Source organism: Nakamurella flavida (assembly GCF_030811475.1).
Lineage (GTDB): Bacteria > Actinomycetota > Actinomycetes > Mycobacteriales > Nakamurellaceae > Nakamurella > Nakamurella flavida.
Map to the genome: position 1 here is coordinate 2,936,298 of NZ_JAUSQV010000001.1, position 15,466 is coordinate 2,951,763.

At 72.3% G+C, this 15,466-nt stretch carries 15 protein-coding genes and 1 tRNA gene; 6 read left to right on the plus strand and 10 right to left on the minus strand.

What is annotated here, in order from left to right; all coding sequences use genetic code 11:
• The first annotated feature begins 51 nt into the window (after positions 1-51).
• Both J2S58_RS12975 and J2S58_RS12980 read left to right on the plus strand, forming a co-directional pair.
• On the plus strand, positions 52-1,335 hold the full coding sequence (locus J2S58_RS12975; protein WP_306828490.1) for an MFS transporter: 1,284 nt from the start codon (positions 52-54) through the stop codon (positions 1,333-1,335).
• Between the two features lie 75 nt (positions 1,336-1,410).
• On the plus strand, positions 1,411-1,950 hold the full coding sequence (locus tag J2S58_RS12980; RefSeq protein WP_205256703.1) for a DinB family protein: 540 nt from the start codon (positions 1,411-1,413) through the stop codon (positions 1,948-1,950).
• On the opposite strand, the gene J2S58_RS12985 is transcribed toward J2S58_RS12980, so the two are convergent.
• The 3 genes from J2S58_RS12985 to J2S58_RS12995 form a co-directional block, all read right to left on the minus strand.
• Positions 1,951-2,253 carry a DUF1905 domain-containing protein gene (locus tag J2S58_RS12985; protein WP_205256702.1) on the minus strand — a complete coding sequence of 101 codons (303 nt, stop codon included), beginning with the start codon at positions 2,251-2,253 and terminating at the stop codon, positions 1,951-1,953.
• 108 nt (positions 2,254-2,361) lie between these two features.
• Positions 2,362-2,432 (minus strand) — tRNA-Gly (locus tag J2S58_RS12990).
• A gap of 63 nt (positions 2,433-2,495) precedes the next feature.
• Positions 2,496-2,696 carry a hypothetical protein gene (locus J2S58_RS12995; RefSeq protein WP_205256701.1) on the minus strand — a complete coding sequence of 67 codons (201 nt, stop codon included), beginning with the start codon at positions 2,694-2,696 and terminating at the stop codon, positions 2,496-2,498.
• A gap of 91 nt (positions 2,697-2,787) precedes the next feature.
• On the opposite strand from J2S58_RS12995, the gene dcd reads away from it, so the two are divergent.
• From dcd to J2S58_RS13010, 3 genes are all read left to right on the plus strand, one after another.
• Positions 2,788-3,369 carry a dCTP deaminase gene (gene dcd / locus J2S58_RS13000; RefSeq protein WP_205256700.1) on the plus strand — a complete coding sequence of 194 codons (582 nt, stop codon included), beginning with the start codon at positions 2,788-2,790 and terminating at the stop codon, positions 3,367-3,369.
• A gap of 225 nt (positions 3,370-3,594) precedes the next feature.
• On the plus strand, positions 3,595-5,223 hold the full coding sequence (locus J2S58_RS13005) for a purine-cytosine permease family protein (protein ID WP_344470407.1): 1,629 nt from the start codon (positions 3,595-3,597) through the stop codon (positions 5,221-5,223).
• Between the two features lie 169 nt (positions 5,224-5,392).
• A complete protein-coding gene (locus tag J2S58_RS13010) occupies positions 5,393-7,603 on the plus strand; it encodes a (Fe-S)-binding protein (protein ID WP_306828495.1) in 2,211 nt (736 codons plus the stop codon).
• A gap of 37 nt (positions 7,604-7,640) precedes the next feature.
• Here the strand turns inward: J2S58_RS13010 and J2S58_RS13015 are convergent, their stop codons facing one another.
• The 5 genes from J2S58_RS13015 to J2S58_RS13035 all read right to left on the minus strand — a co-directional run bounded on the left by J2S58_RS13015 (position 7,641) and on the right by J2S58_RS13035 (position 10,840).
• A complete protein-coding gene (locus tag J2S58_RS13015) occupies positions 7,641-8,189 on the minus strand; it encodes a dihydrofolate reductase family protein (RefSeq protein WP_205256697.1) in 549 nt (182 codons plus the stop codon).
• Between the two features lie 90 nt (positions 8,190-8,279).
• A complete protein-coding gene (locus J2S58_RS13020; RefSeq protein ID WP_205256696.1) occupies positions 8,280-9,035 on the minus strand; it encodes a VIT1/CCC1 transporter family protein in 756 nt (251 codons plus the stop codon).
• Positions 9,036-9,125: 90 nt separating this feature from the next.
• Entirely contained in the window at positions 9,126-10,112 is a 987-nt protein-coding gene (locus tag J2S58_RS13025) for an acyl-CoA/acyl-ACP dehydrogenase (protein ID WP_205256695.1), read from the minus strand.
• 49 nt (positions 10,113-10,161) lie between these two features.
• The gene (locus tag J2S58_RS13030) at positions 10,162-10,473 is read right to left on the minus strand and encodes an EthD family reductase (protein ID WP_205256694.1); all 312 of its coding nucleotides are present in this window, start codon (positions 10,471-10,473) and stop codon (positions 10,162-10,164) included.
• A gap of 106 nt (positions 10,474-10,579) precedes the next feature.
• A complete protein-coding gene (locus J2S58_RS13035) occupies positions 10,580-10,840 on the minus strand; it encodes a mycoredoxin (protein WP_205256953.1) in 261 nt (86 codons plus the stop codon).
• A 309-nt stretch (positions 10,841-11,149) separates the two neighbouring features.
• Here J2S58_RS13035 and J2S58_RS13040 point away from each other — a divergent pair, with 309 nt between their 5' ends.
• The gene (locus J2S58_RS13040) at positions 11,150-12,361 is read left to right on the plus strand and encodes a discoidin domain-containing protein (protein ID WP_306828502.1); all 1,212 of its coding nucleotides are present in this window, start codon (positions 11,150-11,152) and stop codon (positions 12,359-12,361) included.
• A 43-nt stretch (positions 12,362-12,404) separates the two neighbouring features.
• Here the strand turns inward: J2S58_RS13040 and J2S58_RS13045 are convergent, their stop codons facing one another.
• The gene (locus J2S58_RS13045; RefSeq protein ID WP_205256692.1) at positions 12,405-13,046 is read right to left on the minus strand and encodes a DUF2231 domain-containing protein; all 642 of its coding nucleotides are present in this window, start codon (positions 13,044-13,046) and stop codon (positions 12,405-12,407) included.
• Between the two features lie 121 nt (positions 13,047-13,167).
• Complete coding sequence (locus tag J2S58_RS13050) at positions 13,168-15,336, minus strand: TPM domain-containing protein (RefSeq protein ID WP_205256691.1); 2,169 nt, start codon at positions 15,334-15,336, stop codon at positions 13,168-13,170.
• Positions 15,337-15,466 lie beyond the last annotated feature (130 nt).

Sequence of the window (15,466 nt, forward strand, 5' to 3'; positions counted from 1 at the left end):
CACCTGTCCGGCGACGGGGCCGCACCGCCGCCGCTGGGTAGTGTCCGGTCGGTGCCACCGCCCCCGCTCGACCCGTCCGACCCCCTGGAGCGGCGGGGCGGCCCGCCGGTCCTGCCCTCGCTCCCCTCGTCCGCCCCGGCCCAGGAGCCCCGGATGCCGCGCGAGGTCGTCGTACTCGTCGGGGCGGCGTTCCTGGTCGCCGTCGGGTACGGCCTGATCGCGCCGGTCCTGCCCGCCTACGCGTCCGGCTTCGGCGTGTCCACCACCGCGGTCAGCGTGATCGTGTCGGCGTTCGCCCTTGCCCGCCTGCTGTTCTCGCCGTTCGCCGGTCGCCTGTTGCGTCGCCTGGCCGAGCGACCCCTCTATCTCGCCGGGCTGCTGATCGTCGCCGCGTCCAGCGTCGCGATCGCCTACTCGCCGGGCTATTCCGGTCTGCTCATCGCCCGCAGCGCCGGCGGGATCGGGTCGGCCCTGTTCACCATCTCCGGGCTGGCCCTCCTGGTCCGGGTCACCCCGGCCGCACTCCGCGGCCGGGCGTCGGCGATGTACGCGACGGGTTTCCTCCTCGGCGGCATCTCGGGTCCGCTCGTCGGCGGACTGCTGGCCACCTGGTCGATCCGGGCCCCGTTCCTCGGCTACGGGGCGCTGCTGGTGGTGGCCGCCGCGGTGGTGCAGTTCTCGCTCCGCCGCATCCCGAACCCGGTGCGGGACAGCACCGTCGTCCCCGTCGATCTGCGGGAGACGCTGCGGCTGAACGCTTTCCAGGCCGTGCTGTCGTCGAACTTCGCCGTGGGCTGGTCGGTGTTCGGGATCCGGATGGCGCTCGTCCCGCTGTTCGTCGTCCAGGTGCTCGACGCGGGGGAGGCGATGGCCGGGTGGGCGCTGACCGTCTTCGCGATCGGGAACGCCGCCGTGCTCACCGTCGTCGGGCGGTGGGTGGACCGGGTGGGTCGCCGGAGACCCATGATCATCGGGTTGGTCGTGTCCGCCGCGTCCCTGGGCCTGCTGGGCATCAGCACCCAGGTGTGGCAGCTGCTGGCCCTGTGTCTGCTGGGGGGCCTGGGCTCCGGTCTGATCACCCCGGCCCAGCAGGCCGTCGTCGCCGACGTGATGGGGGGCCGCCCGGGCGGGTCGGTCCTCGCGGTCTACCAGATGACCGGCGACGTCGGGGCGGTCGTCGGGCCGATCGTGGCCGGCCTGCTCGTCGACGCCAACGGCTTCGGGGTCGCCCTCGGGGTCGGGGCCGCGGTCGTCCTGGCCACCGTCCCGCTGTGGTTCCGCGCCCCCGAGACCCTGCCGCCCCGTCCGCCCGCGCAGCCGGCGGCGCGTCCCTGACCGGTGCCGCGGGGACCGGCACCCCACCACGGGCGTCAGAATCACCTCCGACGCAGCACGCCGCGAGGAGAGCCCATGGACAGCCCGACCGCACCGCCCGCCCCCCAGCCCGACGACAAGGACTGGACCTGGGTGCTGGACGTGCCGTGCCCGGACTGCGGGTACGACGCCGCGGCCGTCCCCGCGGCCGAGATCGGCGAGCGGATCCGCGCGCACGTCCCGACCTGGACAGCTGCGCTTGCCGCGCCGGACGCCGCGGCCCGGCCGTCGCCGCAGGTCTGGTCGGTGCTCGAGTACAGCTGCCACGTCCGGGACGTGCACCTGATCTTCGGTCGCCGGCTGGCGGCCATGCTCACGCAGGACGACCCGCTGTTCGACAACTGGGACCAGGACGCCACCGCCGTGGCCGAGCGCTACTGGACGCAGGACCCGATCACGGTCTCCGCCGCGCTGGCCGCCGCGGCTTGGGACACCGCCGACCGCTTCGCGGCGGTGGGGGACGGCGAGTGGATCCGCACCGGGCGGCGCAGCAACGGCTCCGTCTTCACCGTGCGGACAGTGGGCCTGTACTACCTGCACGACCTGGTGCACCACGCCCACGACATCGCGTCCTGATCACGGTCGGACCCGACCCTCCCGGACCGTCATCCGGACGGTGACCACGTCGCCCAGCTCCAGGCCCTGCGGCCGCCGCACCGCGTCCTTCACGGGCAGGACGTAGCCGCCCGCCCGCGGCCACAGGGAGGTGGTGAAGGTGACGCTGCCGAGGACGGCGCGGACCGGGATCATGCCCCAGCCGTAGGTCACCGCCCGGGCCACCTCGGCGATGTCCTGGACCGCGTCGGGCGGCAGGACGAGGAAGTGGAACGGCGCGGGCCCGCGCCACTCGACGATCTCGCCGGTGAACTCGACCTCCACGCCCGCCTCCTCGCCGCCGGGTGCCAGCGTCGCGCGGAGGACGGCACCTGTCGAGAGGGGAGAGACACGTCAGGCCCGGCCGCAGTGGCCGGGCCTGACGATCACGAGAGCGGGCGACGAGAATCGAACTCGCGCTATCAGCTTGGGAAGCTGAAGTTCTGCCACTGAACTACGCCCGCAGAGGCAGGGGCCATGTTACCCGACCCCCGCGCTCCGCGGGCCCACGCCGTCGCCCGGGCGGATCAGCCCGCGTCGGGTACGGAGTCCGGGTTCTCCTCGGGCTCGAAGGTGTCGGCCTCGCCGGAGCCGATGCCGACGCCGGTCTGCAGGCCGGGGATGGTGTCGCGGCCGCCGCCGGCCACGCCCTCGTCGGGCAGGGCGGCGTCGTCGGGGTCGACCTCGTGGGGAGTGGACGGATCGGTGTTCGAGCCAGCGGACGTCATGGGGGTCTCCTACCTGTCGGCGCGTCGGTGTGCCGTCCTGCTCAGTCTGCCCGGTGCCCGGTCGGGCCACGCATCTGGCTAGGCTGCGCGGATGCTGCTGTCCGACCGCGACCTGCACGCGGAGATCGAGGCCGGGAACCTGGGCCTGGATCCCTACGACCCCGCGCTGGTCCAGCCGTCGAGCATCGACGTCCGGCTCGACCGCTTCTTCCGGGTCTTCAACAACTCGAAGTACACCCACATCGACCCGCAGATCCAGCAGGACGAGCTGACCACCCTGGTCGAGGTGGAGGGGGACGACGCCTTCGTCCTGCACCCGGGGGAGTTCGTCCTGGGGTCCACCTTCGAGGTCGTGTCGCTGTCCGACCAGCTGGCCGGCCGCCTCGAGGGCAAGTCCTCCCTCGGCCGCCTGGGGCTGCTCACCCACTCCACCGCGGGCTTCATCGATCCGGGGTTCAGCGGGCACATCACCCTCGAGCTGTCGAACGTGGCGAACCTGCCGATCACCCTGTGGCCCGGCATGCGGATCGGCCAGCTGTGCCTGTTCCAGCTGGCCTCGCCCGCCCTGCACCCCTACGGCTCGGCCACCTACGGGTCCCGCTACCAGGGACAACGCGGCCCGACCCCGTCCCGGGCGTACCTGAACTTCAGCCGGGCCGACACCCAGCGCTGATCCGCCCGAATCGTTGCACCGCGTAGCGCGTTCGTAACGCGGACGGGTGGGGGCGGTAACAAGGCGGGCCTACTTTTCGCGCTGACCGGCTCCTGGGTGGGCGCCCAGCACCGTGACGCCCCCGTCGGTCCGTCGACGGGGGACCCCATGACCACACAGTCGGTACCGGACGCCACCGCCACACCGGCCGCCGCGAGCGCATCGTCCGGCGAGCAGGTCCACGGCATGGACGCGGCCAAGGAGACGCTGGAGGACTACACCCTCCGGTTCGCCCCGCGGTCCTACCGCCGCTGGAGCACCGGCGTCGTCGCCACCTCGGCGCTCGGCGGCATCGCCTACCTGGCCGATTTCGCCATCGGCGCCAACATCGGCATCGCCCACGGCACCACCAACGCGCTGTGGGGCATCGCCATCGCCGCGGTGATCATCTTCGTGACCGGCGTGCCGCTGGCCTACTACGCGGCCCGGTACAACATCGACCTCGACCTCATCACCCGCGGCTCGGGCTTCGGCTACTACGGCTCGGTGCTGACCAACGTCATCTTCGCGACGTTCACCTTCATCTTCTTCGCCCTCGAGGGCTCGATCATGGCCCAGGGCCTCGAGCTCGGGCTCGGCATCCCGCTGTGGCTCGGCTACGCCGTCTCGACGATCATGGTCATCCCGCTGGTCATCTACGGGATGAAGGCGCTGGCCAAGCTGCAGGTCTGGACGACCCCGCTGTGGCTCGTGCTGTTCGTCATCCCGATGGTCTACCTGCTGATCAGCCACCCCGACTCGGTGGAGACCTTCTTCGCCTACCAGGGGGCCGACGGGGACGGGGCGCCCAGCTTCGCCTCGATGATGCTGGCCGCCGGGGTGTGCCTGTCGCTGATGGCGCAGATCGCCGAGCAGATCGACTACCTGCGCTTCATGCCGCCGAAGACCGACGCCAACCGGCGGTCCTGGTGGCGTGCGGTCATCCTGGCCGGACCGGGCTGGGTCGTCTTCGGGGCGATCAAGCAGGTGGTCGGGCTGTTCGTCGCGGTCTACATCATCGCCCGGCTCACCCCGGACGCCGCGGCCACCGCCAACGAGCCGGTGCACCAGTTCCTCACCGTCTACGAGCAGTTCCTGCCCGGCTGGGCCGCGATGACCCTGGCCGTCATCCTGGTGGTCATCAGCCAGATCAAGATCAACGTCACCAACGCCTACTCCGGCTCGCTGGCCTGGACGAACAGTTTCACCCGGGTGACCAAGACCTATCCGGGCCGGCTGGTCTTCGTCCTGTTCAACCTGGCCGTCGCACTGCTGCTCATGGAGCTGAACATGTTCAGCGTCCTGAACACGATCCTGGGCTTCTACGCCAACTGCGCCATGGCCTGGGTCGTCACCGTGGCCGCGGACATCGTCATCAACAAGGGCCTGCTGAAGATCTCGCCGACCGTCCCGGAGTTCCGCCGCGGCATGCTCCACGCGATCAACCCGGTCGGCTTCGGCTCGGTCGTGGTCTCCGCCGGACTGTCCATCCTGGTCTTCTTCGGGGTGTTCGGGTCCGGCATCCAGCCGTTCTCGCCGATCGTCGCCATCGTGCTGGCCCTGGTGCTCACGCCGCTCATCGCGATCGTCACCAAGGGGAAGTACTACCTGCGGCGCACCGACGACGGTATCGACCTGCCGATGTTCGACGCGGACGGCAACCCGTCCGGCGAGCACCTGACCTGCCACGTCTGCGGCATCGACTACGAGCGGCCGGACATGGCCAAGTGCCTGACCCACGACGCCTACGTCTGCTCGCTGGACCTGTCGACGGACAAGGTGGGCGACCACGTGCTGCCCGCCCAGACCGGGGCCGGGGTCAGGCCCACCGGCTGAGGTGCCCGCCGCGGTCTGCCAGGGGCCGGCCGGGGTGTCGCAGCGCACGCCGTGCTGGAAGGTTACTCACCGGTAACCTCGTAGCGTCGAGGTACCGCGCCGCATCATCGGGCCGGGCCCGGCCACGCGAGGCGTGTCGGCGAGGATGCAGACAGGGACGGTGAACGGCGTGACCGCAACGTCGTGGGTGACGGGGCCGCTGGCGTCGATCCTGATCGTGGTGGGTTTCGGCCTGTTGGGCCGGGCCGCCGTGCAGATCTACCGGACGCTCAAGCTGGGGCAGCCCGATCCGCACCGGGCCGGGCCCGTGCTGGCCCGGCTGACCACCATGACCAAGGAGTCGCTGGGGCACACCCGGATGCTCAAGTGGGGCGTCGTCGGCGCCGCGCACTGGTTCGTCATGGTCGGTTTCGGCGCCCTGATCCTCACCCTGGTGCAGGCCGTCGGGCAGACCTGGAACTACCGGTTCGAGATCCCGTGGCTGGGCCACCAGGCCTGGTACGGGCTGTTCGTCGAGTTCATCGCGCTGACCACGCTGATCGGCATCGGCGTGCTGATCGTGATCCGACAGCGGGCGCACCCGCGCCGGGCCGAGCGGAAGTCACGGTTCGCCGGATCGAACTTCCATTTCGCGTACTTCGTCGAGTTCATCATCGGCAGCATCGCGATCTGCATCTTCCTGATCCGCGGCTTCGAGTCGTCCGTCGGCATCCTGCCCTTCCCGACGTGGGCCGCGCCGATCTCCACGGCGCTGGGTTCGGTCCTGCCGGCCTGGCCGGCGGCGATCGGCATCGTCGCCTTCGTCAAGGTGGTGCTGTCGATGGTGTGGGCCATCGTCATCGCCCGGAACCTGACGATGGGCGTGGCCTGGCACCGGTTCCTCGCGTTCTTCAACATCTACTTCAAGCGCGAGGACTCGGGCCGCACCGCGCTCGGCGCCCTGCGGCCGATGATGAGCAACGGTGAGGTGCTGAACCTGGAGGAGGCCGACCCGGAGGTCGACACCTTCGGCGTCGGGAAGGTCGAGGACTTCACCTGGAAGGGCTGGCTGGACTTCTCCACCTGCACCGAGTGCGGCCGCTGCCAGTCGCAGTGCCCGGCGTGGAACACGGCCAAGCCGCTCTCGCCCAAGCTGCTCGTGCTCTCCCTGCGCGATCACGCCTACGCCAAGGCGCCGTACCTGGCTGCGGGTGGTGGGCTGACCGCGGACGGTGAGGAGAAGCTGAGCGAAGCCGACCTCGCCGCCTTCGCGCACGCCGATCCGCTGGCCATGCTCGAGGCCGGCCGGCCGCTCGTCGGGCCGCAGGAGACCGACGAGCTGGGACGCGAGATCGGCGGCATCATCGACCCCGAGGTGCTGTGGGACTGCACGTCCTGCGGGGCGTGCGTCGAGCAGTGCCCGGTGGACATCGAGCACGTCGACCACATCATCGACATGCGGCGCTACCAGGTCATGATCGAGTCCGAGTTCCCGTCCGAGCTGGGCGGGTTGTTCCGCAACCTGGAGAACAAGGGCAACCCCTGGGGCCAGAACGACCGCGACCGGATGGTCTGGGCCAAGCACCTGGACTTCGAGGTCCCCGTGGTCACCGACACCCTGGATCCCGACCACGAGTACCTGTTCTGGGTGGGCTGCGCCGGCGCCTTCGACGACCGGGCCCGGAAGACCACCGCGGCCGTCGCCGAGCTGCTGCACCTGGCCGCCGTCGGGTTCGCCGTCCTCGGCAACGGCGAGACCTGCACCGGTGACCCGGCCCGCCGCGCCGGCAACGAGTTCCTCTTCCAGACCCTGGCGCAGGGCACCGTGGAGAACATCAACGGCGCCTTCGGCGACCGCACCACCCGCAAGATCGTCGTCACCTGCCCGCACTGCTTCAACACCCTGTCCAACGAGTACGGGGACCTGGGCGGGCACTACGAGGTCATCCACCACACCCAGCTGCTCAACCGGCTGGTGCGGGAGAAGCGCCTGGTCACGGTGGCCCCGGTCGGCCGGGACGTGACGTACCACGACCCCTGCTACCTGGGCCGGCACAACAAGGTCTACACCCCGCCGCGGGAGCTCATCGAGGCGTCCGGGATGACGCTGAAGGAGATGCCCCGCAACGCGTCCCGGTCCATGTGCTGCGGCGCCGGCGGCGCGCGGATGTGGATGGAGGAGAAGACCGGCAAGCGCATCAACCTCGACCGCACCGACGAGGCGCTGTCCACCGGGGCCGAGCAGATCGCGGTGGGCTGCCCGTTCTGCAAGGTGATGATGACCGACGGGCTGACCGCCCGGCAGAACGAAGCACCGGCCGACGGCGGCCGGGACATCTCCGGGGTCGAGGTGCTGGACGTGGCCCAGATGCTGCTGGCCGGGGTGAAGGGCCGGAACTGACCCAGGTCCGACGGCGGCCGGTTCCTGCGGGGCGCGGTCAGTCGGTGCGCAGGCCGTACTCGAGCACCGCGTTGCCCTTCGCGGTGATCTCGGACTTCAGCAGCGTCAGCCGGGTGGGCGGGTCGGTCGGTTCGAACAGATGCCGCCCGGCGCCGGCGACGACCGGGTGGACCATGAGCATGAGCCGGTCCAGCAGACCGGCGAACAGGAGCTGACGAACCACCGAGATGCTGGCGGTGACGGCGATCTCGCCGCCCTCGCCCTGCTTCAGCTCGCGGACGAAGTCCAGCAGGTCACCCTGGATGAGACTGGAGTTCTGCCAGTCCAGCGGACCGGTCAGGGTGCGGGACGCCACGAACTTGCGGACCGGGTTGATGAACGACCCGAACCCGTCGCCGGTGTTGCCCGGCCAGTACTGCGACCACTCCTGGTAGCTGGTGCGGCCCAGCACGACGGTGTCGGTACGGGCGATCATCGCGTCCATGCCCCGGCCCAGATCGTCGTCGAAGCTGTCGCCCTGGAACAGGTGCGGGTCGGCGACGACCCCGTCCACGGACGTGAACAGGCCGGCGGTGACAGCGCGCATGGGGTCCTCCAGGAGTGGGGCGGGTGGTCCGCCGCTCGTGGGGTGGTGGACGCCGGAGCTGCCCGGAAGTCATCGGTCGCCCAGCGCCGCTCAACCCACCGGTGACCCGATCAGTCGGCCGACCAGGAACGTCACGGCCACCGCGAACGCGCCGAGCATGAGTTGACGCAGACCGGACCTCACCAGGGAGCGCCCGGTCAGCCGGCCGACGGCGGCGCCGCCGGCGGTCAGGGCCACGGCGGTGATGAGCATCGAGACGAGCAGGTTCGCCAGGCCGAGCAGGTACGGCAGCAGGGGCAGCAGAGCGCCCAGGGAGAACGCGGCGAGCGAGGCGCCGCCCGCGACGAACGGGGACGGCAGGTCGTCGGGGTCGACGCCGAGTTCCTCCCGGGTGTGGAAGGCCAATGCGGTCGCCGGGTCGGCGGAGACCGCGGCGGCCATCCGGGCGGCGGTCTCGGTGTCCGCGCCGTAGCTGCGGAACGTCGCGGTGAGCTCGGCCTGCTCGGCCGCCGGGAACTGGGCGTGCATCCGCTTCTCGACGGCCACCTCGGCCTGGACCAGCTCGTTCTGGTTGGTCACCGACACGTACTCGCCGGTACCCATGGAGAACGCTCCGGCGACGAGTCCGGCCAGCCCGGTCAGCACGATGGTGTGCGACGAGACGCCGACCCCACCCACCCCGGCGATCAACGCCGCGTTGGTGACCAGCCCGTCCACGGCGCCGAAGACGGTGGGTCGGAGCCACCCGCCGGACACGTCGCGATGACGGTGCGACCACCCGGCCGCATGTGCCTCCCGGATGACCGGGGGGTCGGCGGGGGTCGGGACGGATTCGGCTGGGCTCACGGGGGTTCCTCTCGCGCCGTCGGCGGCGGCGGGATCACAGTGCCCGATCGGCGGCCGATCCCGGGCATCGCGACCCGATCGGGGGGCGGATCAGGGGTGCAGGCGGTCGGTGAGCTCGGCCCGGATGGCCGGGCGGGTGCCGAAGGTCAGCAGCAGGGCGGCCTCCCGGGCGAGGCGTTGCGGATGGCCGCCGGCCAGGGCGGCCCGGCCGCCGGTGGCCGCCATCAGTGACCCGGCGGCCAGCCAGGCCAGGGCCGCGCTCCGGGCCCGGGCTGCGGGCACCAGGTCCGGCTGGTCGGCGGCGGCCAGCAGGTCGTCGCGGGCCTGGTCGATCTCGGCCGTCCAGTCGTCGTCCAGCAGTCGGGCACACCGCTGGGCCACCCCCAGGGCCAGGAAGCCGTTCAGTGCGGATCCGCGGGCGTCGGCGGCGGCCCAGGTGTCGACCGGTTCGGTCCGGATCAGCCGGTCTTCGGGGACGAACAGGCCCCGGAAGGTGACCGAGACGGTCGAGCTGGCCTGGATGGCGAGGAGGTCCAGGGGGCGCACCTCGACGGCGGGATCGGGCACCGCGTCGACGAGCAGGAAGTAGGCCGTGCCGTCGGGGCCGCGCCCGGCGAGCTGGACGACGTCGATGAGCCCCCAGCCGGTGAGCCAGCCCACCGTGCCGTCGACCCGGAACCCGCCCTCGACGGGCTCGACGGACACCTGCATCGGCCCGTTCCGCAAGCCGGAGAGGGCCACCCCGGCGCGGAGGGCGCCGCTGCGGAGCGCGGGCACCCGGTCGGCCATGCCCGGGGTGGTGCTGGCGGCGACGGCCGGCGCCGTCCCCAGGTGCTGGAGCCAGATGAACGTGCTGGCCAGGCACCCACCGGCGAGGGCCGCGACCACGTCGCCGAGATCGGCGAAGTCACCCTGCAGGCTCACGCCGTACAGCCCGGCGTCGGCCAGCCGGTCCAGCCGGGCCCGGGTCAGCCGGCCGGCGCTGTCCACCTCGGCGGCGGAGGCGAACAGGTCATCGGCGATCCGGCGGGCGGCTGCGGGGCCACCGTCCACGGCATGGGAGGGGGCGAGCGTCATGACGCCAGGGTGTCAGCCCAGCCCGCCGGTCGTCCACGCACCGTGCCGGTCAGGGCAGGCGGTAGGCGACGTCGGTGTAGACGATGCTGGCCCCGCCGGTGGCGAAGTTGGCGATGTCCTGCGCGGCGGCCACGCCCTGGGGGGTGGCCATCGAGCTGACGGCCACCTCCTCGGAGTCGAAGGTCAGCGTGGTGACCAGGTAGGCGCCGATCGGCTGCCCGTCCGCGGAGTAGCAGCGTCCGCCGGTGAGCGACTGCAGATCGGGGATCTGCGACGCCAGGGGCAGGTGGGTGTCCCGGTAGTAGCGGTCGAACGCCTCCGGGTCCGCGGGGACGCCGTAGGTCACGGTGATCTGGTACATGACGGTTCTCCGGCTCGGCCGACGCCGCAGCGGCGGACGGTGGGTGTGCACCTTTCGGGTAGTGACAACACTAGACGTCACACAATCACTACGCGGAGTTCGATCTTCAGGACGCCAGGCGGGCGGCGACCTGGGCGACCGGGGGGTTGGTCAGCGAGCTGCCGTCGGCGAACACCACCGTCGGGACGATGCGATTGCCGTTGTTCAGCGACTTGACGAACTCGCCGGCCTGCTCGTCCTCGTCCACGTCGACGGGAGTGAAGGCGATGCCTGCGGCGTCCAGGCCGTGGACCAGTCGCGCGCAGAAGGGGCACCAGCTCGTCAGGTAGACGGTCGGGGCGGCGGACTGGGGCGTGGAGGTGGTCATGAACGGGTCGAACGCCCGGCCGTCGACGGGCATTCCATCCTCCGGGGTCGCGATCACGGGATGGGGACGGTTCACCCGGTGGTACAGCCGAGTGTGCTTGGCTGGTCACAGCACGCCGTCCGGGGGTCACTGCCCGCGAGACGGATGGGCCGCCGACGTGGGGGGAACGATCATGAGGGTGGGCGACGCAGGGCCGACCGGGCACCCCGGGTCCGGATCTCCGCATGCCGGGCGATCGGCCGGTTCCGTCCCGAGCGGGTCCGCGGCCGTGTCACCCGCAGCCGTGTCCCGCTCCACCGGGGGCCGGCGATGAGCGTGCCCTGCCCCGTCTGCGGATCGCCGACCACCGATGGCACCGTCTGCCTGCACTGCGGATCCATCTCGCCCGGTCCGGCCGGGGGTGCGGTACCCGTGATGGGTCCGCCGCCGCCCGGCGCGGCTCCGGTGGTCGGGCCGCCGCCGGTGGGAATGGCGCCGCCGCCGGTCGCCGCGGTGCCGGTGGTGGGACTGACGCCGCCGTTCGGCGCGGTGCCGGTCGTGGGGCTGACTCCGCCGGTGGGAGTGGTCCCGGTCGAGGCCGCGGACGTCCCGCCGGCTGCCGTTCCCGCTGCCCCCGCTGAGGCCGTTCCCGCTGTTGTCGCCGCTCCCGCTGCGATCGTTCCCGTCGAGGGGGCGGTGCCCGGGGCGCCCGCCGCCGCGGTCGTTCCCGGTGTCACCCCGGTCGCCCTGCTGCCGGTCGTCCCGGTCGCGGCGCAGCGGAACACCGCCGGGCGGGCCGTGGTCTGGGGCGTGCTGGCCGCCGTGCTGATCTCCGCCGCCTGGGTCGGCGGTTACCTGTGGTCGGACCGCAACCAGGAGGTGGGGCGGCCCGTCACCGCCGCCCAGGGCGCGGCGGCCACGTCCCCCCGGAGCACCCCGAGCGCGAGCACGGTCGACCCGGGTGTCCCGCTGGACCCCACCACCGGAGAGTTCGACGACCAGGGCTTCACACCGACCGACCCGCTGCCCTCGACCGCACCGACGGTGCCGATCACCCCGGTGCCGGTGTCCGGGCAGGCCACCTGCGAGGCCCCACCCGGGGTGGACGCCGCCGGCGCCGCACAGACCTACGAGGTCGGCCGGGCGTTCGACGGCGCGTTGGACACCGCATGGCGTTGCGCGGGGGACGCGAGCGGCCAGACCGTCACCTTCGACCTCGGTCAGCCCGTGCTGCTGACCTCCGTCGGCCTGGTGCCGGGGTACGACAAGATCGATCCGGTCGACGGGGCCGACCGCTTCGCCCAGGGCCGCACCGTCGTCCGCGCGCGGTGGGTGTTCGACGACGGCAGCACCCTGGAGGTCGCCCCCAACGGTGCCCGCGGGATGCAGACCACACCGGTCCAGGTCACCACCCAGACGGTGCAGCTGCAGATCCTGGAGACCCGGCCGGGCACGACGGTCACCGACAACGCCGGGGTGGAATGGGGCGCGGTCGACGCCACCGCGGTCAGCGAGGTCGCGTTCGCCGGGCTGACCTACTGACCCTCCCAGGATCTCCACGCGGACCCGCCGGGACGAGCACGTCCTACCCGGCGACCGGTCCCGTCGCGGTCGGGCCGGGGACGGCCGGGTCGGGAGCAGCGGGAGCCGGAACGACCGGGTCGGGCACGACCGGGGCGGGACCGGCGGCCCGGGCCGGGTTGGCCGAGCCGACGTTCGCGCCCAGCGCGTAGGACATGTGCCCGCCGAGGAAGCCGCCCAGACCCATGGCACCCGCTCCCGCCAGCGCCCCGAGCGCTCCCGCTCCGTGCCGCCCGGCCGCTCGGAGTCGCCACGACCGCCAGTAGAGACCGACGGCCACGGCGTTGGCCGAGGCGTGCACCAGCCCCACCCGACGGGCGGCCCCCGTCGTCTCCCGCCAGTCCGCCCAGCCCGTGGCCGCCGCTGCGACCGCCCCGATCAGGCCCGCCCCGACCAGCCTCTTGGCCGCCGCGTGGTTCTTCGAGCCGATGTCCAACAGGCCGGCCGACGTCCAGCACCCGATCGGGACGGTGATCAGGATCGGATGGACCGGGTGCCCGAGCCAGGTGCCGTGCAGTACGCGGCGGACGGCTCTGGGCACGGTGTCGATGGCGTGGTCGATGAGGTCCGCCGGCCGGTCGAGCGAGGTCATGCGCTCCAGAGGTCGTACGGCCCTGGCCGGCCAGGCCTGCGTCATCTCGGTCATTCAGGTCCCCGTCTGCGGGCGATCACCGACCCGGCCGGGCCTGCACACATCGCAGATAACCCTGGCGGGCGGGGCTGAAACACCGATCGACGTTCCGCCCCGGGCGGCGCCGAGCGGATCGTCAGAAGCGCCCGCCGACCCCTCGAGACCCACCGCCGCCGCCGAAGCCGCCGCCACCGCCGCGGGACCCGCCGCCGAAGCCGCCCCCGAACCCCCCGCCGCCGAATCCCCCGCCGCCGTACCCACGGCCGCGGGAGCCGCCGCTGACCATGCCGCCGATGAGTCCGCCCAGGATGGCCCCGGTCAGGTTGCCGCCTCCACCGGAGGAGCCGAACTGGTCCCGGTCGGACTGCGCCAGCGAGATCGCTTCCCGGGCGAGCCGGCTCGCCTCGTTCGCCTCGGTGAGCGCGACGTCGGTCCGGGTGTCGGCCAGGGCGAGGGCCTGGTCGAGGTGTCGTTGCGCCTCGGCGACCCGGGTGCGGGCCTGGCTCTGCACGGCCCCCCGTCGGGTCCCGATGTAGTCCTGCGCGGTGGCCACCTCGGACTGCGCCGTGCTCAGCACCTGACGCAGCTGGGCCACCGACCGCTGCTGGAACTGCTGGGCGTTGGTCGCGTTGGCCAGGATCACGTCGAGGGCCTGATCGGCCTCCTCGAGCTTGTGCAGGGCGGTGACCGGATCGGCTGCGGCCCCCGGGGTGCCGGCCAGGTCGATCACGGTGGCCACCGCGTCCAACCGCCCGGAGAGATCGGCCGTGGCCGGGCCCGCGGGGGCCGCCGCGAGCGCACCACGGACCGAGGTCAGCTCCTGAGCGACCTCGGAGCGGTACCCGGCGAGTCGGGTGACGGCAGCAGACAGCTCGGTGTCAGCCCGTTCGATCGCGTCGAGCAGGGTGGTGGCCTGCTGCAGCGCCTCCTGCGCGGTGCGGGCGGCGAGCACCTGGTCCACCGGCGGCTGCGCGGTGGCCGGGCCTCCGCCCGGGGCGCCGGGCAGCGGGATGCCCTCCGGCGCGGTGGCCGTGGTGGCACCGGGTGAGGTCGGGGCCGGGCTCGGAGCCGTGCCGGCGGCCGACGCCCGCGTCGCTTCCTGCAGCGACTCCGCCGCGAAGTCCAGGCGGTGGCCCGCCTCGGGGACGTTCCCGAACACCGCGGCCAGCGCGGCGGGCGAGTACCGCTGGGCGAGGGAGTCGATCCGTGACTGTGCCCCGGGCAGGCGGGACCGCTGCGCATCGATCCCGGCGGGAAGCTCGGACAGCACCTGGGGCAGGCGGCTGCGCAGATCGCGCAGGGCCTCGAAGCGCTCGGTCTGCTCGTCCAGGGCCGCGTCGGCGGCTTCACACCGGGTGAGGATCTGCGCCATCATCGCGCGCCGCTCGGCCTCGCTCTCCTCGACCTCGTCGTCGATCCGCTGGCGGATCTCGAAGGCCGCGGTGAGCTCGGCGCGGGCCTGCTCGAAGGCCACCCGGAACGTCTCGGTGGCCTCGACGCCGAACTGGTCGCGCGCCGCGTTCAGCTCGAACTCGCTCTGCCGGACGGCGTCGTCGGTGGCCATCAGGGTGCTCACGCTGCGGTCGGACAATTGCTGGTAAGGCTCCTCCGGCTCGCCCACCGGGGTGGTGGGATCGGTGCCGTCGGCGGCCGCGGTGCCGGCTTTCTTCCGGCCCCGTCGGTACAGCAGGTACCCACCACCGCCGACGACGACCACCCCCCCTGCGATCAGGGCAGGATTGAATCCCGAGGTAGAACCACCGATCTGCGAGCGCAACGCGTCGGCAGCGGCGATGGCTGCGCCCGACCAATCCTCGTTGCTCAACTGGGGTTCGATGTCCTGGACGGCAATGTCCTGCTGCGCGCTCAGCGACAGCGAGGAACCTGGACCGACGGCGAAGCCGTACTCCCTCAAGCCCGGTGCGACGGCCAGGACGACACCGTTCGCACCCAGGTTGGACACGTCGGCGGTGGCTTCGGCCCAGTCCGTGCCCGTCTGCCCGGCGAAGTCGTCGACGAAGACGACCCAGAGCTGGATCTGATCCTCGTCCTGCAGCTGGGTCAGCGCGGTCTGCACCTCGGTGCGTTCGCTGCCGGAGAGCACCCCGGACTCGTCGGTGATGCGCTCGGCCAGTCGGAACGGTGGTTCGGCCGCGGCATGCAGAGCGACGGACCCGTCACCGGAGATCCGGTCGGCGAGTGCCGAGGGCGCGGGCGCCAGCCCGGCCAGGCCCAGGAGAGCGGCGACCGCGCAGGCGCGGCCCCAGCGACCCGTCGACGGCATGGACCTGGGCGACTGCGGCATGAGCGTTCCTCCTCGGGCGCCCCGGCGGAGGACAGTCCACCTCCAGGCACCACGACGAACCCTAGCGACCGGAGGGTGGCGGGCCGCCCCGCCGCCATACCCAGGCGACCTGCCCTCTTCTCATCTTTGT